Annotated in this window: 26 protein-coding genes; 9 read left to right on the top strand and 17 right to left on the bottom strand. The window is 74.2% G+C overall.

All coding sequences use genetic code 11. The features are described from left to right. Window positions 1–85: 85 nt before the first annotated feature. The 6 genes from MF672_RS46260 to nagZ all read left to right on the top strand — a co-directional run bounded on the left by MF672_RS46260 (window position 86) and on the right by nagZ (window position 5,251). Window positions 86–1,120, top strand: coding sequence for an SIS domain-containing protein (locus MF672_RS46260; protein WP_242374949.1), 1,035 nt, complete (start codon window positions 86–88; stop codon window positions 1,118–1,120). Window positions 1,121–1,153: 33 nt separating this feature from the next. Then, the gene (locus tag MF672_RS46255) at window positions 1,154–1,390 is read left to right on the top strand and encodes a PTS sugar transporter subunit IIB (protein ID WP_125632338.1); all 237 of its coding nucleotides are present in this window, start codon (window positions 1,154–1,156) and stop codon (window positions 1,388–1,390) included. Window positions 1,391–1,401: 11 nt separating this feature from the next. Next, window positions 1,402–1,848: a PTS sugar transporter subunit IIA gene (locus tag MF672_RS46250; protein WP_242374950.1), complete on the top strand. Its 447-nt coding sequence runs from the start codon at window positions 1,402–1,404 to the stop codon at window positions 1,846–1,848. Between the two features lie 152 nt (window positions 1,849–2,000). Beyond that, entirely contained in the window at window positions 2,001–2,264 is a 264-nt protein-coding gene (locus MF672_RS46245) for an HPr family phosphocarrier protein (protein WP_242374951.1), read from the top strand. Window positions 2,265–2,275: 11 nt separating this feature from the next. Further along, window positions 2,276–3,922 (top strand): phosphoenolpyruvate--protein phosphotransferase, encoded by a 1,647-nt coding sequence (ptsP, locus tag MF672_RS46240; protein ID WP_242374952.1) that lies wholly within the window; start codon window positions 2,276–2,278, stop codon window positions 3,920–3,922. A gap of 21 nt (window positions 3,923–3,943) precedes the next feature. Next, window positions 3,944–5,251 (top strand): beta-N-acetylhexosaminidase, encoded by a 1,308-nt coding sequence (gene nagZ, locus MF672_RS46235; RefSeq protein ID WP_242374953.1) that lies wholly within the window; start codon window positions 3,944–3,946, stop codon window positions 5,249–5,251. On the opposite strand, the gene MF672_RS46230 is transcribed toward nagZ, so the two are convergent. The 4 genes from MF672_RS46230 to MF672_RS46215 form a co-directional block, all read right to left on the bottom strand. Next, entirely contained in the window at window positions 5,248–6,042 is a 795-nt protein-coding gene (locus MF672_RS46230; RefSeq protein WP_242374954.1) for a F0F1 ATP synthase subunit A, read from the bottom strand. The genes nagZ and MF672_RS46230 overlap by 4 nt on opposite strands. A gap of 81 nt (window positions 6,043–6,123) precedes the next feature. Beyond that, a complete protein-coding gene (locus tag MF672_RS46225; protein WP_242374955.1) occupies window positions 6,124–6,900 on the bottom strand; it encodes an ABC transporter permease subunit in 777 nt (258 codons plus the stop codon). Further along, entirely contained in the window at window positions 6,897–8,465 is a 1,569-nt protein-coding gene (locus MF672_RS46220) for an ABC transporter permease subunit (protein WP_242374956.1), read from the bottom strand. The genes MF672_RS46225 and MF672_RS46220 overlap by 4 nt, the downstream gene beginning before the upstream one ends. Further along, on the bottom strand, window positions 8,462–9,379 hold the full coding sequence (locus MF672_RS46215) for an ABC transporter ATP-binding protein (protein ID WP_242374957.1): 918 nt from the start codon (window positions 9,377–9,379) through the stop codon (window positions 8,462–8,464). The genes MF672_RS46220 and MF672_RS46215 overlap by 4 nt, the downstream gene beginning before the upstream one ends. 136 nt (window positions 9,380–9,515) lie before the next feature. Between MF672_RS46215 and MF672_RS46210 the strand changes: the two genes are divergently transcribed. Together MF672_RS46210 and MF672_RS46205 are read left to right on the top strand one after the other, a co-directional pair. Further along, window positions 9,516–10,790, top strand: a complete 1,275-nt coding sequence (locus MF672_RS46210; protein ID WP_247815789.1) for a sensor histidine kinase — start codon at window positions 9,516–9,518, stop codon at window positions 10,788–10,790. Continuing rightward, window positions 10,787–11,452 (top strand): response regulator, encoded by a 666-nt coding sequence (locus MF672_RS46205; RefSeq protein ID WP_242376797.1) that lies wholly within the window; start codon window positions 10,787–10,789, stop codon window positions 11,450–11,452. The genes MF672_RS46210 and MF672_RS46205 overlap by 4 nt, the downstream gene beginning before the upstream one ends. 9 nt (window positions 11,453–11,461) lie before the next feature. On the opposite strand, the gene rhaS is transcribed toward MF672_RS46205, so the two are convergent. From rhaS to MF672_RS46170, 7 genes are all read right to left on the bottom strand, one after another. Beyond that, window positions 11,462–12,544, bottom strand: a complete 1,083-nt coding sequence (rhaS, locus tag MF672_RS46200; RefSeq protein WP_242376799.1) for a rhamnose ABC transporter substrate-binding protein — start codon at window positions 12,542–12,544, stop codon at window positions 11,462–11,464. Then, window positions 12,541–13,515, bottom strand: coding sequence for an ABC transporter permease (locus MF672_RS46195; RefSeq protein WP_242376801.1), 975 nt, complete (start codon window positions 13,513–13,515; stop codon window positions 12,541–12,543). The genes rhaS and MF672_RS46195 overlap by 4 nt, the downstream gene beginning before the upstream one ends. Beyond that, the gene (locus tag MF672_RS46190; RefSeq protein WP_242376803.1) at window positions 13,505–14,554 is read right to left on the bottom strand and encodes an ABC transporter permease; all 1,050 of its coding nucleotides are present in this window, start codon (window positions 14,552–14,554) and stop codon (window positions 13,505–13,507) included. The genes MF672_RS46195 and MF672_RS46190 overlap by 11 nt, the downstream gene beginning before the upstream one ends. After that, a complete protein-coding gene (locus MF672_RS46185; protein WP_407654815.1) occupies window positions 14,551–16,056 on the bottom strand; it encodes a sugar ABC transporter ATP-binding protein in 1,506 nt (501 codons plus the stop codon). The genes MF672_RS46190 and MF672_RS46185 overlap by 4 nt, the downstream gene beginning before the upstream one ends. Before the next feature lie 71 nt (window positions 16,057–16,127). Next, window positions 16,128–18,089: an acetoacetate--CoA ligase gene (locus MF672_RS46180; RefSeq protein WP_242376807.1), complete on the bottom strand. Its 1,962-nt coding sequence runs from the start codon at window positions 18,087–18,089 to the stop codon at window positions 16,128–16,130. A gap of 59 nt (window positions 18,090–18,148) precedes the next feature. Further along, window positions 18,149–19,021 (bottom strand): serine hydrolase, encoded by an 873-nt coding sequence (locus MF672_RS46175; RefSeq protein ID WP_242376809.1) that lies wholly within the window; start codon window positions 19,019–19,021, stop codon window positions 18,149–18,151. After that, complete coding sequence (locus MF672_RS46170; protein WP_242376811.1) at window positions 19,018–19,935, bottom strand: LysR substrate-binding domain-containing protein; 918 nt, start codon at window positions 19,933–19,935, stop codon at window positions 19,018–19,020. Before MF672_RS46170 ends, MF672_RS46175 begins: the two co-directional genes overlap by 4 nt. An 87-nt stretch (window positions 19,936–20,022) precedes the next feature. Here MF672_RS46170 and MF672_RS46165 point away from each other — a divergent pair, with 87 nt between their 5' ends. Beyond that, on the top strand, window positions 20,023–21,609 hold the full coding sequence (locus tag MF672_RS46165) for a penicillin-binding transpeptidase domain-containing protein (protein ID WP_242376814.1): 1,587 nt from the start codon (window positions 20,023–20,025) through the stop codon (window positions 21,607–21,609). Window positions 21,610–21,626: 17 nt separating this feature from the next. On the opposite strand, the gene MF672_RS46160 is transcribed toward MF672_RS46165, so the two are convergent. The 6 genes from MF672_RS46160 to MF672_RS46135 form a co-directional block, all read right to left on the bottom strand. Beyond that, window positions 21,627–22,337, bottom strand: a complete 711-nt coding sequence (locus MF672_RS46160) for an HAD family hydrolase (RefSeq protein ID WP_242376816.1) — start codon at window positions 22,335–22,337, stop codon at window positions 21,627–21,629. 97 nt (window positions 22,338–22,434) lie between these two features. Beyond that, the gene (locus tag MF672_RS46155; RefSeq protein WP_242376819.1) at window positions 22,435–23,061 is read right to left on the bottom strand and encodes an HAD family hydrolase; all 627 of its coding nucleotides are present in this window, start codon (window positions 23,059–23,061) and stop codon (window positions 22,435–22,437) included. Window positions 23,062–23,152: 91 nt separating this feature from the next. Continuing rightward, the gene (locus MF672_RS46150) at window positions 23,153–23,605 is read right to left on the bottom strand and encodes a DUF2690 domain-containing protein (protein ID WP_242376821.1); all 453 of its coding nucleotides are present in this window, start codon (window positions 23,603–23,605) and stop codon (window positions 23,153–23,155) included. 89 nt (window positions 23,606–23,694) lie between these two features. Continuing rightward, window positions 23,695–24,204 (bottom strand): DUF6912 family protein, encoded by a 510-nt coding sequence (locus MF672_RS46145; protein WP_242376824.1) that lies wholly within the window; start codon window positions 24,202–24,204, stop codon window positions 23,695–23,697. A gap of 55 nt (window positions 24,205–24,259) precedes the next feature. Further along, window positions 24,260–24,913 carry an HAD family hydrolase gene (locus MF672_RS46140; RefSeq protein ID WP_242376827.1) on the bottom strand — a complete coding sequence of 218 codons (654 nt, stop codon included), beginning with the start codon at window positions 24,911–24,913 and terminating at the stop codon, window positions 24,260–24,262. A 72-nt stretch (window positions 24,914–24,985) separates the two neighbouring features. Next, complete coding sequence (locus tag MF672_RS46135; protein ID WP_242376829.1) at window positions 24,986–25,624, bottom strand: GNAT family N-acetyltransferase; 639 nt, start codon at window positions 25,622–25,624, stop codon at window positions 24,986–24,988. Between the last annotated feature and the right edge of the window lie 10 nt (window positions 25,625–25,634).

Here is a 25,634-nt window from a genome sequence, read left to right as displayed (position 1 = left end):
TTCGTACTGGTCTAGTCCGGACTAGACCACAGGTCGCCGAAGGCGGTCAAGCCCGATCCGCCCCCATGTGAAGGATGAGCCCACGATGACCACGAAGATGCGCAGCGAGATCGCCGAGCAGCCGGCCGCGCTGCGGGCCACACTGGACTCCCTGCTGCCCAGGGTCGGCGAGGTGAGGGCGGTGGGCGAGCGCACCCGCCAGTTGCTGTTCATCGCGCGTGGCACCTCCGACAACGCAGCAGTGTACGGCCGCTACCTGGTGGAATCACGCGCGGGACGGCTGTCCGCGCTGGCCGCGCCGTCGATCGCGACCACGTACCGGCGCAAGCTGGACCTGGACGGCGTGCTGGCGGTCGCGATCTCGCAGTCCGGACGCACCGAGGAGATCGTGGAGACGCTGGCCTGGGCCAAGGACTGCGGGGCGGCGACGGTCGGCATCACCAACGGCGGCGCCGACAGCCCCCTCGCGCAGGCCGCCGACGTGGCCCTGTGCACGGTGGCCGGCGAGGAGAAGGCGGTCCCGGCGACCAAGACGTACACGACGCAGCTCGCCGCGCTCGCGGTGCTGGCGCTCGGCCTCGGCGCGGACGTGGACGCCGGCGACCTGCGGCGCGTCCCCGAGGCGGTGGAGAAGCTGATCGCCGAGCCCGGCGACCTGGAGGCCGTGGTCGAGGGGCTGCTGGACAAGCCGGGCGTGGTCGTCTCCGGCCGCGGCCTGGCCTTCTCCACGGCGCTGGAGACCGCGCTGAAGCTCAAGGAGGCCTGCTACCTGCACGCCATGGGCCTGTCCTACGCCGACCTGCTGCACGGCCCGATCGCCGTCGTGGACGCCGACACCCCGGCGCTGCTGGTCGCCGCCGAGAACAGCCCCACGCTGCCCGGCACGGTGGCGCTGGCCGAGCGGGTGGTGGCCGCGGGGGCGGCGGCGTACACGATCGGCGGCGGCGAGGGCCTGGCGCGGGCGGGCACGGCCGCGCTCAACGGCCCCGACCTGCCCGAATGGGTGGCCCCCATGGGCCTCATCGTGCCGGGGCAGCTCCTCACCGAGGCGCTGGCCCGCCGGCTCGGCATCGATCCCGACGCGCCGCGCGGTTTGAACAAGGTCACCCAGACGGACTGATCTAGCCTGGTCACGGAGAGCTAGGGAGGCCGGATGGCGGCGGATGTGAACGCGATCATCGCCGGGCTGGGCGGGGCCGACAACATCATCGAGATCGAGCCCTGCATCACCCGGCTGCGTACGGAGGTGCACGACGCGTCCAAGGTCGACCAGGCCGCGCTGCGGGCGGCGGGCGCGCACGGCGTCATGGCCGCGGGCAACGTGGTGCAGGTCGTCGTCGGGCCGGAGGCGGACACGATAGCCAGCGACATCGAGGACATCATCGGCTAAGGGCGAGGACCATGACGACTGTTCTCGCCCCGGTCGAGGGGGCGGCCGTGGGGCTGGCAGCCGTGCCCGACCCGGTGTTCTCCGCGGGCCTGGTCGGCCCGGGGACGGCCATCGACCCGCTGCGGGGGCCCGGCAAGGCCGTGGCCCCCATCGCCGGGAAGATCATGAAGCTGCATCCGCACGCGTACGTCATCGTGGGGGACGACGGCAAGGGCGTGCTGGTGCACCTGGGCATCGACACGGTCCAGCTCAAGGGCCGCGGCTTCCAGCTCCTGGCCGCCGAGGGGGACCGGGTGAGCGCGGGCCAGCCCGTCGTGGCGTGGGACCCGGCGGCCGTCGAGGCGGGCGGCCGCTCGCCGGTCTGCCCGGTGGTGGCGCTGGACGCCCTGACCGGGGCGGTGACAGGCGTCGCCGAAGGGGCAGTGCACGTGGGGGACGAGCTCTTCCGATGGGACTGACGCCGCGGGGCCCCGCGAGGAGCGGGCCCGCCCGGATCGGTGCTGCCGGGAAGGCGACACAATAGGCACGGCCGTCGATCCCGCCCCCCGATCGGCGGATTTCACGCACGCGCGTCCGGCACTGGTCCGGACCGGCACAGAAGGAGGTTCCGATGGGTGAGCGCAAGGTCACCGTGGCGGCGGAGGTGGGGCTGCACGCCCGTCCCGCGGCGACGTTCGTCCAGCGGGCGATGAAGGCCCCGATGGACATCACGGTGACGAAGATGAACAGCGCCAAGGCCCCGGTCAGCGGCAAGAGCATCCTCGCCATCATGGCGCTGGACGTCCGCCAGGGCGAGACCGTGGTCATCAGCGCCGATGGCGAGGGCTCGGAGCAGGTCCTCGACGAACTGGCCGAGATCGCCGGCACGCCGTGAACCTGCGGGGGGTGGGGGTCAGCCCGGGGATCGGGCACGGCCCCGCACATGTGCTCTCCGTCTCGGTGCCCGAACCCCCCGAGGGCGCGACGTACGACGGCGAGGCGGAGCCGGAGAAGGAGCGCGCGATGACCGCGCTCACGCAGGTCGCGGGCGAGCTGGAGTCCCGCGGCCACCGCGCGGGCGGCGAGGCCGAGGAGATACTGAAGGCCCAGGCGCTGATGGCCGAGGACCCCGGCCTGGTCGTCCGGGTGCGCTCGCTGATCGACCGGGGCCTGGCTGCCCCGAGGGCCGTCTACGAGGCCTTCGCCCGCTACCGCGACGTGCTGGCGGGCTCCGGCGGCTACCTCGGCGAGCGGGCCGCCGACCTCGACGACGTGCGGGACCGGGTGATCGCGGTGCTCTACGGCATCCCGATGCCGGGGCTGCAGGGCGCGCCCGAGGAGCCGTACGTGCTGGTCGCCCGCGACCTCGCGCCGGCCGACACGGCGCTGCTGGCGCGCGAGCACGTGGCCGCCTTCGTCACCGAGGAGGGCGGCCCCACCAGCCACACCGCGATCCTGGCCAGGTCGCTCGGCGTGCCCGCCGTCGTGGCCTGCCCGGGCGCGACCGGCATCAGGCAGGGCGCCCGCGTGCTGGCCGACGGCACCTCCGGCGAGGTGCGGGTGGAGCCCGCCGAGTCGGACGTCGCCGACGCGGTCAGCGCGAACGCCGCCAGGCGGGCCGCGTACGCCGAGGCCGGCGGGCCGGGACGGACCGCCGACGGGCACCCGGTGCCGCTGCTGGCCAACGTCGGCGGCCCGGCCGAGCTGGCGGCCGCCGTGGCGGCGGGCGCGGAGGGCGTCGGGCTCTTCCGCACCGAGTTCCTGTTCCTGGGCCGCTCCGAGCCGCCCGGCGTCGAGGAGCAGGTGCGGGCGTACCGGGCGGCGGCGGAGGCGTTCCCCGGCGGCAAGGTCGTCGTGCGCACCCTCGACGCGGGCGCGGACAAGGCGCTGGCGTTCCTGCCGGCGCCGCCGGAGCCGAACCCGGCGCTGGGCGAGCGCGGGCTGCGCGTGTTCCTGCGGCACCCGGAGGTGATGGCGGCGCAGCTCGACGCGCTGGCGCAGGTCGAGGGCGCGGAGGTGATGGCGCCGATGGTGGCGACCGCCGAGGAGGCCGCGTGGTTCGCGCGCGAGTGCCGCGCGCGGGACCTCCGGCGGGTCGGCGTCATGGTCGAGGTGCCGGCGGCCGCGCTGCGCGCCGGTGACCTGCTCTCCGCGGTCGACTTCGTCTCGATCGGCACCAACGACCTGTCCCAGTACGCCTTCGCCGCCGACCGCCAGCTCGGCGCGGTGCGCGCGTTGCAGGACCCGTGGCAGCCCGCGCTGCTCGACCTGGTCGCGCTGACCGCGGCCGCCGCCGCGGAGGCGGGCAAGGCGTGCGGCGTCTGCGGCGAGTCGGCCGCCGACCCGGCCATGGCGTGCGTGCTCGCCGGGCTCGGCGCCGGCACGCTGTCGATGGCGGCGGGGTCGCTGCCGGCCGCGCGGGCCGCGCTGGCGGCGCACACGCTGGAGGAGTGCCGCCTCGCGGCCGGGGCCGCCCGCGACGCCGTCACGGCGGCCGAGGCCAGGGCGGCGGCGCGGGCGTACCTGCCCGGTCTCGGGCGTCTGGGCCTGTAGATTCTGGATACCTTTGGAGTCATGCTGCGACGGATCGGTACGACGGGCCTGCTCGTGATCGCTCTGACCGCGTGCGCCGGGGGCGGCGGCACGGCGGGCGCGACCCCGACGGGCGGCAAGGCCGCCCCGCCCGCCCCGGCGGCGAGCACGGGCGCCGGGGCGAGCGCCGCCGCCTCGCCGTCGCAGGCCGACCCGGTCGCCAGGGCGCTGGCCCGGCTCAGCGTCGAGGAGAAGGTCGGCCAGCTCTTCATGCCCGTCCTGTACGGCACCTCGGCCGACTCCTCCTCCGGCGAGAACCAGGCCAGGTACGGCGCGCAGACCCCGGCCAAGGTGATCGCCCGCTACCACCTGGGCGGCGTGATCCTGTTCCCGGCCAACGTCAAGAGCGTGTCCCAGGTCGTCGGCCTGACCAACGGCCTGCAGCGGGCCGCGAAGGAGGTGCCGCTGCTCATCGCCACCGACCAGGAGAACGGCCTGGTCTCGCGCATGTCGGCGCTCATGACCGACTTCCCGGGCGCGTCCGTGATCGGCGCCACCGGTGAGCCGGGCCTGGCCCGCGACGTGGCGAAGGCGACCGGCCAGGAGTTGCGGGCGCTCGGCGTCAACCTCGACTTCGCGCCGGTGGCCGACGTCAACATCGACTCGCGCAACCCGGTCATCGGGCAGCGCGCGTACGGCAAGGACCCGCAGCGGGTGGCGAAGATGGTGGGGGCGGCGGTGAAGGGCTTCGCCGACGCGGGCGTGGCGGCCACCGCCAAGCACTTCCCCGGGCACGGCGACACCCGCGTCGACAGCCACACCGGGCTGCCGGTGATCAAGCACACCAAGGCCGAGTGGGAGCGCGTGGACGCGCCGCCGTTCAAGGCCGCGATCGCGGCCGGGGCGGACGCCGTGATGAGCGCCCACATCGTCTTCCCCAAGCTCGACCCGTCCGGCGACCCGGCGACGCTGTCCAAGCCGATCCTGACGGGGCTGCTGCGGCAGAAGCTCGGCTTCGACGGCGTGATCTCCACCGACGCGCTCAACATGGCCGGCGTGCGCCAGAAGTACGGCGACGGCGAGATCGCGGTGCGGGCCGTGCTCGCCGGGGCCGACCTGCTGCTGATGCCGAACGACCTGCCGAAGGCGTACCAGGCGGTGGTGTCGGCGGTCCGGTCGGGCCGCATCAGCGAGCAGCGCCTCGACCAGTCGGTGACCCGGCTGCTCAAGCTCAAGCAGGCCAAGGGCTTCCTGGCCGAGGCGCCGGCGGCGTCGGCGGCGGAGGCGGCCCGCGTGCTGCGCTCGGCCGAGCACCGCAAGCTGACCGCCCGGGTGGAGTCCGCCGGTTAGTGCTCGCCGTGCAGGCCGCTGGCCAGGTACATCGCGGCCAGCACGGCGAACAGGAACGCCTGGAGGAACTGGATGAACAGCTCCAGCGCCGTGATCACGACCGTCATCGCCACGCCGAGCAGGCCGAGCCCCGCGCCGAGCGGGGTGAGGCGTTCGAAGAGGAACCAGAAGCCGACGGAGCTGAAGAAGGCGACCAGGATGTGGCCGGCGAACATGTTGGCGAACAGCCGGACGAAGTGGGTGAACAGCGAGGTGACGAAGACCTCGGCGAGGATCATCGGGGCGTAGATGCCGTACGCCCAGCCGGGCAGGCCGGGCAGGTGCACGATGCCCCGGAGGTAGCCGCGCACCCCGTGGTGGCGGACGCCGAGCCAGACCTTGATGGCGTACACCGAGACCGCCAGCACCAGGGGGAAGGCGATGTGCGCGGCCACGGGGAACTGGATGAGCGGGATCACGCCCATGAGGTTCCAGGCGAGCACGGTCAGGAAGATCGTCAGGAGCAGGCCCATCCACCGGTCGGCGTCCTTGCCGAGGCTGGGGCGGGCGATCTGGTCGCGCACGAACGTGTACGCGTACTCGCCGAGGCTCTGCCACCCGCGCGGCACGAGCTTCGGCCGGGCGAAGGCCGCCCAGCACAGGGCTGTGACGGCCGCCGCGCCGAGCAGCGCGATCAGCACCGGCTTGGTGAGCCACGCGGGCCCGCCGGGGATGATCGGGGCGAACTGGAAGAGGTCGAGGCCGGGGGCCTGCCACTGGCCCGGGGAGGTGATCAGGATCGTCGTCCGCACGGCGGTCCTTTCTGGTCGCGTCCTTGCGCCGGAAGGTCACCCTAACGACCGAATTGTCCAGTCCCTTTCGGTGGTTTACGGTCAGGCGTCGCGGCGCTTCAGCAGCACGACGCCCAGGGCGAGCGCGGCCGCGGCCCACGCCGCCAGCACGCCGAGCCCCGCCCACGGGCTCAGGGGGAGCACGGCGGCGTCCGTGGTGGCCTGGACGGCCAGGCCGGCGTTCACCGGCGAGAGCTGCCAGAGCACGCGCTGGACGTCCTCGTCGCCGATCAGGCGGATGGCCAGCGGCGACAGGTACAGCAGGCCGAGCGCCGCGCCGGTGGCCGCCGCCGCGTCCCGCACGGCGACCGCGATCCCCACGCTGAGCAGCGCGACCAGGCCGAGGTAGAGCACCGAGCCGGCGGCGGCGCGCAGGGTCGGGCCGTCGAGCAGGGACAGCGGGGCGTAGCCGTGCTCCGGCGTGAAGCCGCTGCCCGGCAGGAGCAGCCGCCCGGCCAGCACCGCGCCCAGCACCGCGGCCACCCCGGCGGCCAGCGCCGGGACGGTGACGACGGCGGCCTTGGCGGCCAGCAGCGTCCCGCGGCGCGGCACGGCGGCGAGGCTGGTGCGGATCATGCCGGTGCCGTACTCGCCGCAGACCGCGAGCACGGCCAGCACGGCGACCGGGGCCTGCCCGAGCTGCACGCCCGTCAGGGCGAGCCGGACCTGGTCGTAGCCGCAGCCCGCCGCGTCGCAGCGCACGACGGCGACGGCCAGCGCGCTCAGAGCCGCGGTCAGCACGACCGTCAGGGCCAGCAGCCAGCCGGGGCCGGGCACGGTGCGGAGCTTCGTCCACTCCGCGCGCACCGCGCGGCTCACGCGTCGGCCCTGTTCAGCCTGCGCACGGCCAGGACGAGGGCCAGCCCCGCCCAGGCGCACGACACCGCGAACCCGGCCCACCACGGCAACGGGTAGTAGCCGTTGGAGGGGGCGTAGAAGTCGAGCACCTGCGGGTACTCCGGCTTGCTCTGCTGCACGGCGAAGCCGGCCGCCGGCGTCAGCCGCAGCAGCCAGTCCGCCGCCTGCTCGGGCAGCACCGACGCGGTCGCGAGCACGTACGGCACGACGACCGCCACGACGGCCGCGATCACCGCCATCGCGCTGCGCCGCAGCAGCGCGCCGAACGCGAGCGCGAGCACGGCGGTCACCGCCAGCACTCCCGCGACCCCCGCGACGACCCGCAACCCGGTCAGCACCGGCACCGGCGAGACCTGGACGCCGTTGCCCGCCAGCACGCGCAGCCCCACGGCCACCGTGACCCCGGCGGCGGCCAGCGACACCGCGAAGGTCGCCGCCAGGAGCACCACGGCCTTGGCGGCCAGCACCCGGCCGCGCCGCGGGCTGGCCAGCAGCGACGTGCGGATGAGCCCCCGCCGGTACTCGGCCGTCACGAACAGCACGCCCACGACGATCGCCGCGATCAGCGCGAACATCACGCCCACCAGGGTGTTCTCGACGGCCGGCCCCTCGGTCAGCGGGGAGACGTCGCCGACGCCGGTGATCTTGTACGTGCCGCCCGCCTGCTGGAGCCCGCCCGGGTGGTGGGGGGTGACGCCGTCCGCCTCGTAGTGGACGCCGATGTCGTCGCGGGCGAACGCCCCGGCGGTGCCCGTCCCGCGCATGCTCAGGCCGTCCATGGTCGCGGTGACCTCGGCGAAGCGGGAGGCCACGTTGAAGCCGCCGATGGTGTTGGCGCTGACCCGCACGTCGCCGGGGGAGGCGGCGAACAGGCCGATGCGGACCTCGTCCGGCAGCCCGGCCAGGCGGGCGGTGCCGACCTTCGTCCACGTCCGGCCGTCGGCGGACTCCTCGCCGGTGATCGTCTCACCGGCCCTGGTCAGCCGCAGCCAGCGGGGCGCGGACGGGCTGACCTTGCCGGGCCGGCCGGCGACGTCCTCGGTGAAGTCGTGCTGCATGCGCACGCCGTGCTCGGCGGTGACCATCACGGCGGCGTACGAGGCGCCCTGCCGCACGCCGGCCTTGACCATGAGGCCGGCCTTGGCCCACGGGACGGTGCCCGCGGCGACGTTGCGGATGCCGGGGGTCGAGTCGGGCAGGCGGATCTGGCCGGTCATCGAGGTCACCCGCACGGTGATCTGCCCGTCGCCGCGCAGCGGCCGGTGGGCGAAGTAGAACCGGTCGCGCACCGCCTCGCCGCCCGGTCCGAGCGGCGGCGGCGGGCAGACCACCTCCTTGCCCCCCTCCATGCAGGAGGCGTGGCTGCCGCTCGCGAACAGCAGGCCGAGCCCGACGACGAGCAGCCCGGCGAGCGCGAGGCAGGCGGTCCAGCCGCGCACGGTGCGGAGCTTGGTCCACTCCGCGTGGACGAGCTGCGCGAACCCGTCCCGACCGGCCGCGCCCAGCGGCGAACGGTAGGGGCTCATCGCGGGCTCCCGCGGAACTCGACGGCGTCCCTGGTCAGGTCCAGGTACGCCTCCTCCAGCGTGGCCCGGTGCGCCGCGACCTCCGCGAACGGCACCCCGCGCGCCCCCAGCAGCCGCACGACGTGCTCGGCGGGCAGCCCGTCCACGGTGAGCAGGTCCCGGTCGTGCACGGTCACCGTGGCGCCGGCCTCGGCCAGGGCCCGCATGGCCGCCTCGCGGTCGGCGGTGCGGAGCCGCACCCGGCCGCCGGAAGCGCGGGCGATGAGGTCGGCCACGCTCGTGTCGGCCACGACCCGGCCCCGGCCCGCGACCACGAGATGGCCGGCGGTGTCCTCCAGCTCGCTCATCAGGTGACTGGAGACCAGCACCGCCCGCCCCTCGGCGGCCAGCCCCCGCAGGAAGCCGCGCATCCACACGATGCCCTCGGGGTCCAGGCCGTTGAACGGCTCGTCCAGCAGCAGCACCGGCGGGTCGCCGAGCAGCGCGGCGGCGATGCCGAGCCGCTGGCGCATGCCGAGCGAGTAGCCGCCCGCCCGGCGGCGGGCCGCCTGGCCCAGCCCGACCAGCTCCAGCACCTCCTCCACCCGGCGGGCGCCGAGCCCTTGCGACCGGGCGAGCCAGAGCAGGTGGTTGCGGCCGGTGCGGCTCGGCTGGAGGGCGGCGGCGTCCAGCAGCGCGCCGACGTGCCGGAGCGGGGTGCGCAGGCTCGGGTACGGGCGGCCGCCGACCAGCGCGCGGCCCTCGTCGGGGGCGTCCAGGCCGAGGACCACCCGCATGGTGGTGGACTTGCCCGCGCCGTTCGGGCCGACGAAGCCCGTGACGTGGCCGGGCCGGACGGTGAAGGACATCCCGTCCAGGGCCAGGGTGGGCCCGTACCGCTTGCGCAGGGCGTCGACTTCGATGGTTGCTTCCACGGACAAGGAGGCTAGGCAGCGGGAGGGGGCCCGGTCGTCACGCGGGGGAGCGATCTGCGAGGTCGCTGGCGTCAGCCAGGGCCCGTCCCTCGCGCGAGGGATGCAGGGAAGGCGGCGCGACCGGGACAATGGGGACGTGGAGACGGGAGCGGAGCGGTTCACGGACGGGGGCGCGAGGCGGCACGCGCTGCTCGTGCTGGGGCTCCTGCTGGCCCTGGTCGCGGTGGTCGAGGCGGTGGCGCAGGTCCGCGTGTCGGACGTGCAGCCCGGTTTCGGCGGCGAGTCGGTGAGCGTCCCGGTCGCCGGGGTCGCGCCGGGCGGGCCCGCCCATCCGGGGACGACTGAGGGCCCGCTCCTGCTGCTGGTCCTGCCGCTGCTCGCGCTCGCCACCACGCTGCCGCTCGCGCTCCTGCCCGGGCAGCCGGTGGTCGCGGCGGTCGCCGGGTGCGCGGCCGGCGTCCTGTCGGCCGGGGCGTTCCACACGCTGACCGTCGCCGGGGCGGCGACCCAGGTGATCCTGCTGTACCGGGCCGGGCGGCACGGGCGGCCCGCGCCCGCGGTCCTGGCCGCGGCGCCGTTCCCGGTGCTGGCGGCGGTGCCGCGGCCGGCGGACGGGCTCGTCCTGCTGCTGGCCTGCCTGGCCCCGGCCGCCGCGCTCGGCGGGATCGCGCTGCGCGCCCGCGCCGCGGCCGGCGCCGGCGCCGCCGCCCGGTCGGAGGCGGCCGGCAGCCTGCTGGAGCACACCGCCCGCGGCGAGCGGGCACGCATCGCGCGCGAGCTGCACGACGTCGTCGCGCATCACATCTCGCTGGTCGCGGTGCAGGCCGAGACCGCCCGGCTGGCCGTGCCCGGCATGCCGCAGGCGGGCGCCGAGCGGCTGCTGGCCATCGGCGACACCGCCCGGCAGGCGCTGACCGAGATGCGCCGGCTGCTCGGCGTGCTGCGCGAGGACGCCGGGGCTGAGGCGTCCTGGCGGCCCCAGCCCGGCCTGCGGCTGCACGAGCTGAACGCGCTGCTCGACGACTCGCGCGCGGCCTCGGGCGCCGCCACCCGGCTCATCCTCCGGGGCACGCCGGTCGAGCTGGACCCGGGGGTGGAGCTGGCCGCGTACCGGATCGTGCAGGAGGCGCTGACCAACGCGCGGCGGCACGCGCCCGGTGCGGCCGTGGACGTCGAGCTGCACTACGCCGCCGACGCCCTGCGGCTCAGCGTCAGGGACAACGGCCCCGGCGGTGGCCCCGGCGGTGGCCCCGGCGGTGGCCCCGGCGGTGGCGCTGGGGCGGGCGGTCACGGGCTGGCCGGGATGCGGGAGCGGGCCGCGGCCGTCGGCGGCGAGCTGACCACCGGCCCCGCGCCCGGCGGCGGATTCCTCGTCCAGGCCGTGCTGCCGGGCAGGGAGGACGGCGGGTGAGCGGGCCGATCAGGATCGTCATCGCCGACGACCACCTCGTGGTGCGCACCGGGTTCGGCGAGCTGCTCGACACCCAGCCCGACTTCGCCGTGGTCGGCCGGGCCGCCGACGGGCTGGAGGCGGTGCGGCTGTGCCGCGAGCTGACCCCCGACGTCGTGCTCATGGACGTGCGCATGCCCGGCATGGGCGGCATCGAGGCCACCAGGGAGGTGGCCGGCCCCGGCGGGCCGCGGGTGCTCGTCCTGACCACGTTCGACCTCGACGAGTACGTCTACGACGCGCTGCGGGCCGGCGCCAGCGGCTTCCTGCTGAAGGACGTCACCGCCGAGCGCCTGTTCGACGCCGTGCGGGTGGTCGCGGCCGGCGACGCGCTGCTGGCCCCGGCGGTCACCCGCCGCCTCATCGGCGAGTTCGCCCGGATGGGGCCGCGCCCCGGCGCGCCCGTCGCCGCGCTGGCCGCGCTCACCCCGCGCGAGACCCAGGTCCTGCGGCTGGTCGCCGAGGGCCTGTCCAACCCCGAGATCGCCGCCCGGCTCGTGGTGACCGAGGAGACGGTCAAGACCCACGTGAGCCGGGTGCTCAACAAGCTGGGGCTGCGCGACCGCACGCAGGCGGTCGTGGCCGCGTACGAGACCGGCCTGGTGGTGCCGCGCAGCCGTTAGTCAGGGCCGTCAGAAGTCGAAGTCGTCGATGTTGGACTTGTCGAACACGGTCGGCTTGCCGAGCAGCACCTCGCCCTTGGCGCCCACGGTGTGGTCGCCGAGCCTGCCCGCCTTGAACGTCTCGCCCTCGCCGCCGGTGATCTGCCCGGAGGCCAGCGCGGCCGCGGCGTAGGAGGCCAGGTAGCCGAGGTCGGCCGGGTTCCACAGCTCGAACGCCTCGATCGTGCCGTCCTTGACGAACTTGCGGAGCTGGTTCGGCGTGCCGAGCCCGGTCAGCTTCACCTTCCCCTTGTACGGCGAGTCCGACAGGTAGCGGGCCGCCGCCGCGATGCCGACCGTGGTCGGCGAGATGATGCCGGCCAGGTCCGGGTACGAGCGCAGCAGGCCCTGGGTCTCGGTGAAGGACTTCTGGTCGTCGTCGTTGCCGTAGGCGACCTTGACCAGCTCCATGTCCTGGTACTCGGGCTTCTTCAGCTCGTCCTTCATGAACTCGATCCAGGTGTTCTGGTTGGTCGCGTTCGGCGTGGCGGACAGCACCGCGATCTTGCCCTTGTTGCCGATCTGCTTGGCCAGGAGCTGCACCTCGGTGCGGCCCAGGTCCTCGGCGCTCGCCTGGTTGACGAAGACGTCGCGGCCCTCCTGGGCGGTGTCGGAGTCGTAGCTGACGACCTTGATCCCGGCGGCCCTGGCCTGCTTGAGCGCGGGCACGACGGCGTTCGGGTCGTTGGCGGAGATGACGATGGCGTCCTGCTTCTGCTGGATGAGGGTGTTGATGTAGGACACCTGCGAGGAGGCGCTGGCGTCGGACGGCCCGACCTCCTTGCCCTCGCCGCCGAACTCCTTGGCCGCGTCCACGCCGCCCTTGTCGGCGATCGTGAAGTACGGGTTGTTGACCTGCTTCGGCAGGAAGGCGATCTTGAGGCCCTGCTTGATCGGGGCGTTCGGGTTCGCCCCGGCCGACGACGCGCCGGCGGCCGGCGCGGACGACTGCTGCTGCTGCACGTCGCTCTTGGTGGTGCCGCCGCACGCGCCGGTCAGCAGCACGAGGCCGGCGAGCAGCGCCACGGGACGCCAGGGGGTGCGCGTTGTCATGTCACGGACTTCCCTTCCGCAGGTGATGGTGTACGCCGCCGCCGGACCGCCCCCAGGTTCGGCGCCAGCACGGAGGCGACGAGCAGCAGGCCCGTCACGAAGTTGAGCACCTCGTTGCGCACGTCCGCGAGGATCAGCGCGTTGCGCACGACGCCGAGCAGCAGCACCGCGACCAGGACGCCGGGCAGCGTGCCCGTCCCGCCGAAGATCGACACCCCGCCGAGCAGCACGGCGGCCACCACGGCCAGCTCCAGGCCCATGCCGTTGTCGGCGCGGGCGCTGGCGTAGCGGAAGGTGTAGACCAGGGACGCCAGCGACGCCATGACCCCGGACGCCACGAACAGCCAGAGCTTGATCCGCTTGACCCGGACGCCGGAGAAGTACGCGGCCTCGACGTTCGAGCCGAGCGCCACGATCGAGCGGCCGAGCCCGGTCGCGTGCAGCACCAGGCCCGCCACCACGGCCAGCGCCACGACCAGCAGCGTCGCGAGCGGCACCGGCCCGATCGAGGCGGTCGCGAGGCTCGTGTACGCGGGCGGCAGGTCCGCCACCGCCTCGCCGCCCAGCAGCACGTACGCCAGGCCGCGGAACAGCGCGAACGTGCCGATCGTGACCGCCAGCGAGGGCAGCCCGAGCCGGGTGACGAGCAGCCCGTTGACCGCGCCGCACGCCGCGCCCACCAGCAGGCAGATCGGCATGATGGCCTCGATCGGCAGCCCGGCGTCCCACAACGTGCCGAGCACCGCGCAGGACAGGCCCAGCGTGGAGGCCACGGACAGGTCGATCTCGGCCGCCACGACCACCAGCGTCATGGTCAGCGCCATGAGCGCGATCTCGGTGGTGTCGAGCAGCAGGAACGACACGTTCGAGGCGTTGGCGAAGTTGTCCACGGCGAGCGAGGCCCACACCGCGACCCCGGCCAGCAGCACGACGATCAGCGTCTCCCAGCGGCGCAGCACGTCAGCGCGCACGGAACCTCCCCCTGCGCAGGGCGGCCGCCACGCGCAGCGCCAGCAGCCGGTCGAGGACGATGGCGGCCAGCAGGAGGGCGCCGTTGATCGCGGTCTGGGCCAGGGCGTCCACCCGGAGCACGGCGAGCGCGCTGGTGATGGAGGCCAGCAGGACCGCGCCGAGCGCGGCGCCGTACACGGTGCCGCTGCCGCCGAAGATGGCGACGCCGCCCACCACGACGGCGGCGATCACGTCGAGCTCCTTGCCGGTCGCGACGGTGGCGTCCACGGTGCCGAAGCGGGCCGCCCACAGCACGCCGGCCAGCCCGGCGAGGGCGCCGTTCGCGACGAACGCGGCGAGCACCCGGCGGCGGACCCGGATGCCGGCCAGCACGGCCGCCTCGGGGCTGGAGCCGATCGCGTACAGCTCGCGGCCGGAGCGCAGGTTGCGCAGCATCCAGCCGACCGCGAGCAGCACGGCCAGGGCGACCAGCGCCGGCAGGGGGACGCCGAGCACCGAGCGGGTGCCGAGGGCGAGGAAGCTCTCCGGCAGGTCGGCGGCGTTGACCTGCCGGCTGCCGGCCCACGCGTAGTCGACGCCGCGGAGGGCGTACAGGGTGCCGAGGGTGGCGACCAGGGCGGGCACCCGGGCCGCGCCGACCAGCAGCCCGTTGACCGCGCCGCAGGCCGCGCCGAGCAGCAGGCAGCCGGCGATGACCACCGGGATCGGCACGGCGGGGTGGTCGGCCAGGACCAGCGCGCCGCCGAAGGCGGACAGGCCGACGACGGAGCTGACCGACAGGTCCACGTTCCTGGTGACGACGACGAGCGTCTGGCCGACCGCGAGCAGCGCGACGATGGCCGAGTTGAGCAGGATGTCGCGGATGCTGCCGTAGCTGAGGAAGCTCGGGTTGGCCGCGCCGGTGACGCCGAACAGGACGCCGAGCGCCACCACGATGCCGAGCTCGCGCACCCGCGCCACCCGGTCCGCCAGCCGCCGGGCGCCGTTGCGGCGCGCGGTCTCCGGGGCCGCGGCGAGGCTGCTCACGGGGCTGCTCACGGGGCGCTCCTTCCGGTCGCGGCGGCCATGACGCGCTCCTCGGACGCCTCGGCCCGGTCCAGCTCGGCCACCAGCCGCCCCTCGTGCATGACGAGCACCCGGTCGGCCATGCCGAGCACCTCGGGCAGCTCGGAGGAGATCATCAGCACCGCCACCCCGCTCGCCGCCAGCTCCGACAGCAGCCGGTGCACCTCGGCCTTGGTGCCGACGTCGATGCCGCGGGTGGGCTCGTCCACGATGAGCACCGACGGCGCGCGGGCCAGCCACTTGGCCAGCACCACCTTCTGCTGGTTGCCGCCGGACAACACGTTCACCGGGTCGCTCAGCCGGGCGAACTTCAGCCGCAGCCGCACCGCCCAGTCCCTGGCCCGCTCCCGCTCGGCCGGCCGCGAGATCAGCGGCCCGCGGCGCAGCGCGGACAGCCCGGTCAGGCCGATGTTGCGCTCGATGGACAGGTCCATGACCAGGCCCTGCTGGCGGCGGTCCTCGGGCACCAGGGCGAGGCCGGCCGCCATGGCGGCCGTGGGGCTGGCCGGGCGCAGCGGCCTGCCGTCCACCTCGACGCCGCCCGCGTCCCACCGGTCGATGCCGAACACCGCCCGCGCGACCTCGCTGCGCCCGGCGCCGACCAGCCCGGCCAGGGCGACGATCTCGCCGTGCCGCACCTCGAAGGAGACGTCGGTGAACACGCCCTCGCGGGTGAGCCGGCGCACTCGGAGCGCCACCTCGCCGGCCGTGCTGTCCTGCTTGGGGAACAGGGCCGCGAGCTCCCGGCCGACCATGCGGCGGACCAGGTCGTCGGGGGTGAGGCCGGCGATGGGGTCGCTCGCCACGAGCGCGCCGTCCCGCAGGGTCGTCACCCGCTGGCACAGGGCGAAGATCTCCTCCAGCCGGTGCGAGATGAACAGCAGCGCCGCGCCCTGCTCGCGCAGCGTCCCGGCCACGCCGAACAGCCGGGCGACCTCCTGGCCGGACAGGGCGGCGGTGGGCTCGTCCATGACCAGCACCCGGGCGCGCCGCGACAGGGCCTTGGCGATCTCGACGAGCTGCTGGTCGGCGATGGACAGGCCGCGGGCCGGCCGGTCGGGGTCGAGGTGCACGCCGAGGCGGCCGAACAGCTCGGCGGCCGAGGCGCGCATGGCCCGCCGGTCGAGCCCGAGGCGGCGGCGCGGCTGGCGGCCCATGAAGATGTTCTCCATGACCGACAGGTCGGGGAACAGGGTGGGCTCCTGGTAGATGACCGCCACCCCGGCCTCCTGCGCGTCGGCCGGGCCGGCGAACTCCACCGGCCGGCCGTCGAGCAGGATCTGGCCCGAGTCGGGCCGGTGCACGCCCGACAGGATCTTCACGAGCGTGGACTTGCCCGCGCCGTTCTCGCCGGCGAGGGCGTGCGTCTCGCCGGCGCGCAGCTCCAGAGTGACCTCGCGGACGGCGCGGACCGCGCCGAACGCCTTGCTGACCTGTGAGAGGGACAGGACGGGAGTTTCCTCCATCGGCCGCACTCCCGGCAAAATCGTTTTAAGCAGTGGGAGGACGGTATTTCAGGGGACGGCGGCCCGTCAATGGTGGATCTTCACGGCTGGAAGTGCCGCAGCACCTCCGGGTTCGCCATGGCGTCGGGGTTGGCCGCCTGCTCCACCGGCGTGCCCAGCAGGATCTTGCGCACCGGCACCTCCAGCTTCTTGCCCGACAGCGTGCGCGGGATGCCGGGCACCACCCGGATCTCGTTCGGCACGTGGCGCGGCGACAGCTCGGTGCGCAGCGCGTCGCACAGCGCCCGCTCCAGCGTCCCGCTCAGCTCGGCGCCCTCGGCCAGCGTCACGTACAGCAGCAGCCGGCCCTCCTGGCCGAGCTGCCCGGTGTCGATCACCAGGCTGTCGGCGACCTCCTCGAACCGCTCGACCACCCGGTAGAACTCGCTGGTGCCCATGCGCACGCCGCCCCGGTTCAGGGTGGAGTCGGAGCGGCCGTAGATGACGCAGCTCCCGTCCTCGTTGATCTTGATCCAGTCGCCGTGCCGCCACACGCCGGGATAGACGTCGAAGTAGCTCTCGGCGTACCGCTCGCCGTCCGGGTCGTTCCAGAACATCACCGGCATCGACGGCATGGGCCGCGTGATCACCAGCTCGCCCACCTCGCCCGTGACGGGCTTGCCCGCCGGGTCGTACGCCTCCACCTTCGCCCCCAGCGACCGGCACGGGATGATGCCCGCCCGGATCGGGTGCAGCACGGTCGCCCCGACGAAGCCGGTGCACACGTCCGTGCCGCCGGAGAACGACCCCACCGGCACCCCGGGCAGCTCGGCGGTCACCCAGGCGAACCCCTCGGGCGGCAGCGGCGACCCGGTCGAGCCGACCCCGCGCAGCCGTTCCAGCCCGGTGGGCCGGATGCCGGCCTTCAGCGAGGCCATGATGTACGGCGCCCCGGTGCCGAAGTAGGTGACCCCCTCCGAGTCGGCGATCCGCCACAGCGCGGCGGGGGAGGGATGGGCGGCCGAGCCGTCGTACAGGACCGCCGTGGCCCCCACCAGCAGGGCGCCGACGAGGTAGTTCCACATCATCCAGCCAGTGGTGGTGTACCAGAAGAACACATCCCCCTCGCCCAGGTCCTGGTGGAAGGAGAGCGACTTCAGGTGCTCCAGCACGATGCCGCCGTGGCCGTGCACGATCGGCTTGGGCAGCCCGGTCGTGCCGCTGGAGTAGAGGATCCACAAGGGGTGGTCGAACGGCACCCGCTCGAACTCCAGCGGCGCCTCCTCCGCGCGCAGCCCCTCCCATCCCACCACCTGGCCGTGCGGCACCTGCCGGGTGTGCAGCGGAAGGGGCTCGGCCTGCTGCGGGGCCCGGCCCTCCTCGGCCGCCGCCAGGTAGGGGATCCACACGGTGGCGCGCAGCGAGGGCAGCGCGGCGGCGATCTCGTTGACCGCGGCCGAGCGGTCGTAGCTCCTGCCGTTGTAGTGGTAGCCGTCGACCGCGATGAGCACCTTGGGCGCGATCTGCCGGAACCGGTCGACGATGCTCGGCACCCCGAAGTCGGGGGAGCCGGCCGACCAGATCGCCCCCAGCGAGGCGGTGGCGAGGAAGGCGATGAGGGCCTGCGGGATGTTCGGCAGGTAGCCGGCCACCCGGTCGCCGCGCGTCACGCCGAGGCGGACCAGCCCGGCCCGCACCCGGGCGACCTCCTCGCGCAGCTCGGCGAAGGTCAGCTCCTGGCGGGCGCCGTCCTCCGAGACGAAGATCATCGCGGTGCCCTCGGCGTGGCGCAGGGCGTTCTCGGCGTAGTTGAGCCGCGCGCCCGCGAACCAGCGCGCCCGCGGCATCGCGCCGGACAGCGCCGGGCCGTCGCCGCGCTCGCCGACCACGTCGAAGTGCTCCCAGATCGAGGTCCAGAACGCGGCCGGCTCGTCCACCGACCAGCGCCACAGGCTCTCGTAGTCGTCACCCGGCCGGCCCAGCCACTCCAGGTAGCGGGTCAGCCTCGCCCGCGCGACCACCTCTTCGCCCGGTTCCCACAGAAGCTCGCCCTCAGCAACCATGTGCCCCATCCTGTCGCCCGTTCAATGGAGAGTCCTACCTCTACCCCCCACATAACTAGCTACCGCCTCAGGTGGTCCACCGCCATACGCGCGGCTGTGCCGATCACCGCGTCGGCGCGCGGCTGGTTGAGCGCCGTGGCGAAGGAGCGGGTGAAGACGGCCACCGCGTACCGCCCGCCGTCGGGGTACTCGACCACGCCCGACTCGGTGCGGAGCGTCGGCAGCGTGCCGGTCTTGCCGCTGACGGCCACGTCGTCGTACGGGAAGCCGGAGGCCAGCCGGTGCGGCCACACCTGCATGTTGAGCACGCCGCGCATCCAGGCGCAGGACGCCGCCGAGGCGATCTCGTCGCGCCAGATGAGCCCGAACAGCCGGGTCATCTCCCTGGCCGTGCTCACGTTGCCCCGCGCCGGGTCGAGTGCGCGCATCCGGGCCACCTCCTCCGGGTCCAGGTACGGCCACCCGTGCCCGGCGTCGGCCGCCATGCTCGCGTTGATCTCGGCGCTGCTCTGCCGCACCCGCGTGGCGCCCAGCCCGTACGCCTCCAGCATCGCGTTCACCGCGTCCCGCCCGACCCGCCGCAGCAGCGTGTCGGCCGCCGTGTTGTCGCTCACCGCGATCATCAGGTACGCCAGGTCGCGCAGCGAGATCGTCACGTCGTCGAGCATGACCGCGATGCCCGTCGGCCCCTGCGAGCGGCCGGCGGCCGGCACCGTGACCCGCTCGGCCGGGTCGAGCAGCCCGGCGTCGGCCTGCCGGCACAGCTCCACCAGCAGCGGCACCTTGTACATCGACGCCGTCGGCTGCGGCTCGTCCGACCCGTGCCCGACCTCCCGCCCGGTGTCGAGGTCGGCCGCGTGGATCCAGCCGGTGACGCCCGCGGCCCGGAACAGCGCCTCGAAGCCCGGCCCGGCGGCCCCGGCGCCGGTCATGCCCACATCCCCGGCCTGCGGCTGACGCGCCGCGCGGGCACGGCGCCCTCGTCGGTCATACCGGCGCTCTCCTTCAGGGTTCGTGCGGCGACGGCCGAGAAGTCACCGGCCGCGGCCGTCTCCACGCGCCAGGCCGTGGAGACCCGGGACGTGATCGGCGAGCCTGGCAGCGGCCGCCAGGCCAGCCCCGGCGCCTCCGTGCGGGGGCCGAACGCCACCGCCGCGCCGGCCAGCACCAGCCCCAGCCCGGTGCCCTGGTGCACCCGCGGCGGCACGTAGCCGTGGCGGCGGCACTCGGCCAGCACCTCGGCGTGCAGGCCGGGCTCGCCCTCCTTCGGCGGCATCAGCAGCTCGCGCCCGGCGAGGTCGGCCAGGTGCACCTCGCCCACGCCGGCCAGCGGGTCGCCGGCCGGCAGCAGCACGCCCTGGACCTGCACCAGCACCTCGCCGAAGCGCAGCCCGGGCGCCGCGACCGGGTGCCTGACCAGGCCGACGTCGATCGTCCCCTCGGCCAGGGCGGTCACCTGGTCGGCGGTCCAGATCTCGGCGGGCGCGAGGCGTACCTCGGGGCTGGCGGCGCGGAAGCCGGCGACCAGGGCCGCGATGACGGCGGCGGCCAGGTCGGGCGGGACGCCGACCCGCAACACCGTGCCCTGGCCCTGGCGGGCCAGCTCGTGCAGCCGGTCGACCCGGGTGATGATCTCGCGGGCCTCGCCGAGCAGCAGCCGGCCGGACTCGGTCAGGCGCACCTGGCGGGCCGAGCGGTCGAACAGGCGGGTGCCGAGCTCCTCCTCCAGCCGTTTGATGCGCTGGCTGAGCGGCGGCTGGGCCATGCCGAGCCGGATGGCGGCGTTGCCGAAGTGCAGCTCCTCGGCCACCGCGACGAAGTAGCGAAGATGTCGCACGAGGTCCACGACCAGCCACTATATCCAGATTTATAACTTGTGGAGCGTCATATCAGTATTGGACACCTCTGTTCCTCCTCTGGTCTGCTCAGCCGTATGGCACCACAAACGGGGACGATTTATGGAAGAAGACGCCGTCGGCGGCCCTGGCTGCTCGCCGGGCTCCTGGTCCCGGCCGTCGCCGCGGGCGGCGTGATCTGGGCGCTGCGCACCGAGGGCACGCCCGAGGAGACCGCCGACCGCTACCTCGCCGCCTGGACCGCCCAGGACTACGCGACGATGCGGGCCCTCGTCGCCGACCCGCCGGCCGGCTTCGAGAGCCGGCTGGAGCGCTTCCGCGCCGACCTCAAGGTCACCCAGGCGAGCTTCACCCGCTCGATCAGCGACGGCCCCTTCGCCGACAACGGGCCGGACGACGACGGCTACCTGTCCTTCCACGCCAGGCTGTCCGGCGTCCGGGACTGGGAGTACGACGGCCGGATCCGGCTCGTCGAGCGCGACCGCGCCTGGAAGGTCGCCTGGACCCCGGCCGCCCTGCACCCGCTGCTCACCACCGCCGGCCGCGGCCTGCGGGTGATCGCCGAGCAGGGTGACCCGCTGCAGGTCCTCGCCGCCGACGGCACACCGGTCAACACCCCGGACGCGCCCGGCTCGGTGCAGCAGCTCGTCGAGGGCATCAGGCAGACCTACCCCGACCGCTTCAAGGCCCAGGGCCGCGCCCGCATCGACCTCTACGAGGACGGCAAGGCGGTCAGGACGGTGGCGAAGGCGGCCGGCGTGCGGCCGCTCAGAACCACCCTCGACCTGGCCGTGCACCGCGCGGGAGCGGCCGCCCTCGAGGACGTCGGGCAGCCCGCCTCGCTGGTGGCGCTGCGGGCCTCGACGGGGGAGATCCTGGCCGTGGTCAACAAGCCGGGCGGGTTCAACCGGGCGCTGCTCGGCACGTACCCGCCGGGTTCGACGTTCAAGGTGGTGACCGCGTCGGCGCTGGTCGCGGACGGGGTCTCGCCCAGCGAGCGGGTGACCTGCCCGGCCGAGAAGAACATCGGCGGGTTCCCGTTCCACAACGCCGGGTTCGAGGACTTCGGCACGCTCAGCTTCCAGGACGCCTTCGCGCACTCGTGCAACACCACGTTCGGGGAGATGAGCGTGCGCTCGCTGAAGGGCGGCCGGCTGGCCGAGGTCGCGCGGAGCTTCGGCTTCGGCGCGCCGATCACGCCGGGCGTGCCCGCCGTGCGGGCCGAGTTCCCCGACCCCAAGGACGACACCGACCTCGCCTCCGCCTCGATCGGCCAGGGCCGGGTGCTGGCGAGCCCGCTCAACATGGCCTCCGTGGCCGCCGCGATCGCCGCGGGCGCGTGGATCCCGCCCCGGCTCGTCGTGGCCGAGCCCGGCACCCAGGACGACCGCCCCCGGCCCCTCGAACCGGCCGTGGTGGACGCCCTGCGCAAGCTCATGCCCGCCGTCGTCACCGACGGCACCGCGCACGCCGTGCGCTTCCCGGCCGGCACGGCCGGCAAGACCGGCACCGCCGAGTACGGCTCCGGCGCCGAGCCGCCCGCCCACTCGTGGTTCATCGGCTACAAGGGGGACGTGGCCTTCGCGGTGATCGCCGAGGGCGGCGGCGCGGGCTCCGCGGTGGCCGCCCCGGCCGCCGCGCGCTTCCTCGACGCCCTGGAGTGACCCTCAGCCGGCCTCGCTCAGCCGGCTTTGCGGGGTGCGGACGGCGTGGTGAGCGCGGTGACGGCGGCGACCACCTCCGAGGCGTCGGACAGGTCGGGGAGCACCAGGTCGGCCCCGGCCTCCCGCAGCTCGCCGGCCATCGAGCGGCCCGACGCGACGCCGATCACGGCCGCCCCGCCGATCCTGGCGGCCTGCACGTCGCGCGTCGAGTCGCCGATCACCACCGTGTTGGCCGCGGTGAAGGGCGTGCCGAGCCGCTGCTTGGCCCGCCCCTGGGCGACCTGCAGCAGCGTCGCCTTGGGGTAGGGCTCCTCGCCGTAGCCGCCGAGCTCGAAGTCGACGAACTTGTCGAGGCCGAACGCCTTCAGCTTGAGCACGGCGTTGCTCTTGATCGTGCCGGTCAGCACGGTCTGCACGACGCCGTCGAGCCGGGCGACGGCCTTCAGCGCGTCCTTGGCCCCGGCCATCGCCCGCCCCTCCTTGGCCAGCCGCCCCTTGCGCGCGGCGAAGGCCGTGGCCAGCGCGGCCAGGAAGCCGGGCAGGTGCTCGTCCTCGGCCCGCACGCCGTTGACGGCGAGCGTCTCGAAGACGATCTCGGAGTCGGGCCGGCCCATCGGCGGGACGAGCTTGACCAGCGGGCGGCCGGTCACGGCCCGGAACGCCTCGGCGTAGGCGTCCCTGGTCACGATGGCGACGTCGACCAGCGTGAGGTCGACGTTCCAGAGCACAAGGCGGTTGATGGCAGCCTCCTGTCGGGGACACTGCAAGAGTACGGGCGGCGCCCGGTACGGGGCCGCCGTCCCGCGGATTTCCGTATGCCCGGCCTCAGACGTGGTCGAGCGCGGCGGCGAGCGTGTCCACCACCGGCAGGCCGGTGGCCTCCAGGTCGGCCCGCGTGGTCATGCCGCCGGTGTAGAGCACGGCCCGCGCGCCCACGTGCCGGGCGGCGAGGCCGTCGTCCACGCTGTCGCCGATCATCAGGACCTCGGCGGGGTCCACGGCGAGCGCCTGGAGGTGCGCGGCCAGGTGGGCGGCCTTCTCGCCGCCGGTGGTGCCGACCAGCCCGTCGACGCGGGTGAAGTGGCGGGTGATGCCGAACGAGTCCACCTTCGGCACCAGGTGCGCGTGCGGGGCCATGGAGCAGAGCGACTGCGTGCCCGTCCAGCCGGTGAGCACCAGCTCGGCGTCGGCGGCCAGGCCGCAGATCTCGGCGAGCCGGAAGTAGTGCTCGTGGAAGCCGTTGTCCAGGAGCTCCCACTCGCCCTCGTCGAGCGGGCGGCCGAGCATGCGCTCGTAGGCGACCCAGATGGGCCGGGTGTAGACGGCGCGGAAGTCGTCGGCGGTGAACGCGGGCAGCGCGTAGGGCTTGAAGACCTCGTTGGTGGCTCCGACCACGGCGTCGATGTCGTGGAAGAGCGTGCCGTTCCAGTCCCAAATGATGTGCTTCGTCATCTCATGGGTCAGCTTATGCGGCGCGGATGACATTCCCGGGTAACGACCCGGGTCGCCGGCCGGAGTGGCCGCGACCCGGGTGGGCGGCAGGTCAGCCGCAGGCCTTGCCGGTGCTGCCGGAGCCGTTCTGGCCGCCGCGCCCGCCGTTCCACTGGACGGTGGCGCTGCCCCAGGCGCACACGTTGTTGGCGTAGAGCATGTTGCCCCAGTGCCGGCCGCCGTTGCCCTTCTTGAAGTGGAAGGTGTCGCTGGCGCCGTTCCGGTAGACGCTGATCATGCCGCTCGCCGAGGTGGCGGTGGTGATCTCGGTCCAGTTGGTCTTGCACTTGCCCGACCACATGAGCTTGATCGTGCCGACCCGGCCGTTGGCCCGGCTGTTGATCGGCGCGGTGCGCACGGCCCGCGCCGAGTTGCCGCAGCCGCTGCGGTACGGGTCCTTGTGGTCGTAGGGCTTCAGCGCCGCGGCCTGCGCGACGGCGGGGGAGCCTGCCAGGAGGGTGACCGCCGCGGCCCCCACCGCGGTCGCCACAACGCGAAGCTTCACTTGGAACCGACTCCTCGTGTCAGAGAACAGTGCTGCGTCGGGACCTTAGCGAGATTTCGCTCCGTGCGGTCAAGGAATTGTGATCTTTGTCATGATCGCAGGAGGTCGGGGATCTCCTGGGTGGCGTACCACATCAGCTCGTGGGCCTCGGCGCCGTCCACGGTGAAGCGGGCGTCGTCGTCGCCCCCGTCGGCGGCGGGCAGCGCGGCGACGGCCGCCTCGATGTCGGCCGCGGCCTCCACGTCGTCGATGTGCACCGCGGCCACCTTGGCCAGCGGGACCGCCTCGGCGAGCCGCACCCGGGCGCGCTCCTCCAGGTCGGCGCCGGCCTTGGCGGAGCCCTCCGGCACCTCGGCGGCGATCACCACCCGGCGCGGCGGGGCCTCGACGCCGTCGGCGCGGTCGGCGGCCAGCATGCGCAGCGAGGCGCGGGCGGCCTCGGTCAGCGCCACGTACTCCAGCTCCTCGGTGTCTCCCGAGGCGTACCACTCGGTCAGCGCGGGGGTCACCGCGTAGCCGGTCAGCGGGGCCGGGCCCACCTCTCCCGCCTTGACCGCCGTGGCCAGGGCCGGGAGCGTGCACGGCAGATAGACGCGCATCACGAACCTTTCGTGCTTCAGCCGCCGGGGGTCGGTCCGGCGTGCAGGGCACCTATCATGCCCGTCGCAGCGTGAGGCGTAGGAGAGACTCGACCTCCGCGATGGTCGTGTCCGCGTCGCGGTGGTGGATCCCGGCCATGCCGAGGGCGCGGGCGGCCACGATGTTGGCCTCGATGTCGTCGATGAACACGCACTCCGCGCCCGGCAGCCCGACCTGGCCGAGCGCGTGGTGGAAGATGCGCGGCTCCGGCTTGCGCATGCCGACCTCGCCGGAGATGACCACGGCGTCGAAGACCTCGTCCCAGTCGTCGCGCGGGTAGGTGTTGGACCAGGAGTTGGACACCAGGCAGGTCTTGACGCCGTGGGAGCGTACGTCGCGCAGCATGTCGTACATCGCCTCGACCCGGTCGAAGCCCGCGAACATGCGCTCCAGCAGGCCCTCGGCGACCGGCGGCACCCCGTCGAGCGTCACCAGGCGGGCGGCGAGGTCGCGCTCGAAGGCGGGGCCGTCGAGCTCGCCGCGCTCCAGCGCGTGGACGGCGCTCTCGCCCGCGCCGTCGCCGTAGGCGTGGTCGATCATCTCGCGCATGACGGCGCGGTAGTGCTCGGCGTCGATCCGGTCCGCCTCGATCCACTTGGCGATGGAGTCGGTGAGGCTGGTGGTGAGCACCCCGCCCCAGTCGATCAGCACACCCGTGACCACGGCCACCTCCAGGCTCGAATACCGTTCTAGGGTAAAACCTCCCCAGAAGTGCCGGTAAATCAGGCTATTCGCGGCGGCTCAGGAGCCGTCGAGGCCCAGCAGCGGCAGGCACGGGGCCAGCCCGTGGACCTCGACGCCGGGGGTCTCGGCCCACTCCCCGGCGCGCAGCCGGAAGCGCTGGGTGACCGCCGCCTCGCCCCTGCGGTTGTGCAGGGTGATGCCGTCCTCGCGGTAGCCGAGCTTGCGGGTGACCGCGAGCGAGGCGTGGTTGTCCTCGAACGCCTGCGTGACCGCGTGCCGCGCGCCGAGCCCGGCGAAGGCCAGGTGCAGCACGGCCGCCCGCATCTCGGTGCCGATGCCCCGCCCGTGGAAGCGGCGGCCGAGCCAGGAGCCGGTGGAGACCTCGCGGGTGACGGCGAAGTCCTTGGCCATGACCCCCTGGGTGCCCACCACCACGCCCTCGTGCAGGACGGCGAACTCCAGCGCCCAGTCCTCGGGGGTCAGGGCGCCCCAGGCGCGGAAGTGGTACTGCGCGGTCCGCCTGGCCCGCTCGGCCGGCTCCCCGTCGGTCCAGGGGAACAGGAACGGCATGAAGCCCTCCTCGTGGACGCCCTCGGCGGCGCGGTCGGCCAGCTCGTCGAGGTCCGCCAGGGACGGGAGGCGGAGCACGAGGCGAGGAGTCGTGATGGACAGGTCGAAAAGCGGCCAGTTACGCATACCACCACAT

Origin of the sequence: Actinomadura luzonensis (assembly GCF_022664455.2) — a bacterium.
GTDB classification, from domain to species: Bacteria; Actinomycetota; Actinomycetes; order Streptosporangiales; family Streptosporangiaceae; genus Nonomuraea; species Nonomuraea luzonensis.
The sequence above is the reverse complement of the archived record's forward strand: the minus strand, read 5'-3'. Positions and strand labels throughout refer to the sequence as shown.

Bases quoted from the DNA above. Each gene is read 5' to 3' on its own strand.
- MF672_RS46260 (WP_242374949.1), top strand. From the start codon at position 86: ATGACCACGAAGATGCGCAGCGAGATCGCCGAGCAGCCGGCCGCGCTG.
- MF672_RS46255 (WP_125632338.1), top strand. From the start codon at position 1,154: ATGGCGGCGGATGTGAACGCGATCATCGCCGGGCTGGGCGGGGCCGAC.
- MF672_RS46250 (WP_242374950.1), top strand. From the start codon at position 1,402: ATGACGACTGTTCTCGCCCCGGTCGAGGGGGCGGCCGTGGGGCTGGCA.
- MF672_RS46245 (WP_242374951.1), top strand. From the start codon at position 2,001: ATGGGTGAGCGCAAGGTCACCGTGGCGGCGGAGGTGGGGCTGCACGCC.
- nagZ (WP_242374953.1), top strand. From the start codon at position 3,944: ATGCTGCGACGGATCGGTACGACGGGCCTGCTCGTGATCGCTCTGACC.
- MF672_RS46220 (WP_242374956.1), bottom strand. From the start codon at position 8,465: ATGAGCCCCTACCGTTCGCCGCTGGGCGCGGCCGGTCGGGACGGGTTC.
- rhaS (WP_242376799.1), bottom strand. From the start codon at position 12,544: ATGACAACGCGCACCCCCTGGCGTCCCGTGGCGCTGCTCGCCGGCCTC.
- MF672_RS46180 (WP_242376807.1), bottom strand. From the start codon at position 18,089: ATGGTTGCTGAGGGCGAGCTTCTGTGGGAACCGGGCGAAGAGGTGGTC.
- MF672_RS46175 (WP_242376809.1), bottom strand. From the start codon at position 19,021: ATGACCGGCGCCGGGGCCGCCGGGCCGGGCTTCGAGGCGCTGTTCCGG.
- MF672_RS46165 (WP_242376814.1), top strand. From the start codon at position 20,023: ATGGCACCACAAACGGGGACGATTTATGGAAGAAGACGCCGTCGGCGG.
- MF672_RS46155 (WP_242376819.1), bottom strand. From the start codon at position 23,061: ATGACGAAGCACATCATTTGGGACTGGAACGGCACGCTCTTCCACGAC.
- MF672_RS46145 (WP_242376824.1), bottom strand. From the start codon at position 24,204: ATGCGCGTCTATCTGCCGTGCACGCTCCCGGCCCTGGCCACGGCGGTC.
- MF672_RS46135 (WP_242376829.1), bottom strand. From the start codon at position 25,624: ATGCGTAACTGGCCGCTTTTCGACCTGTCCATCACGACTCCTCGCCTC.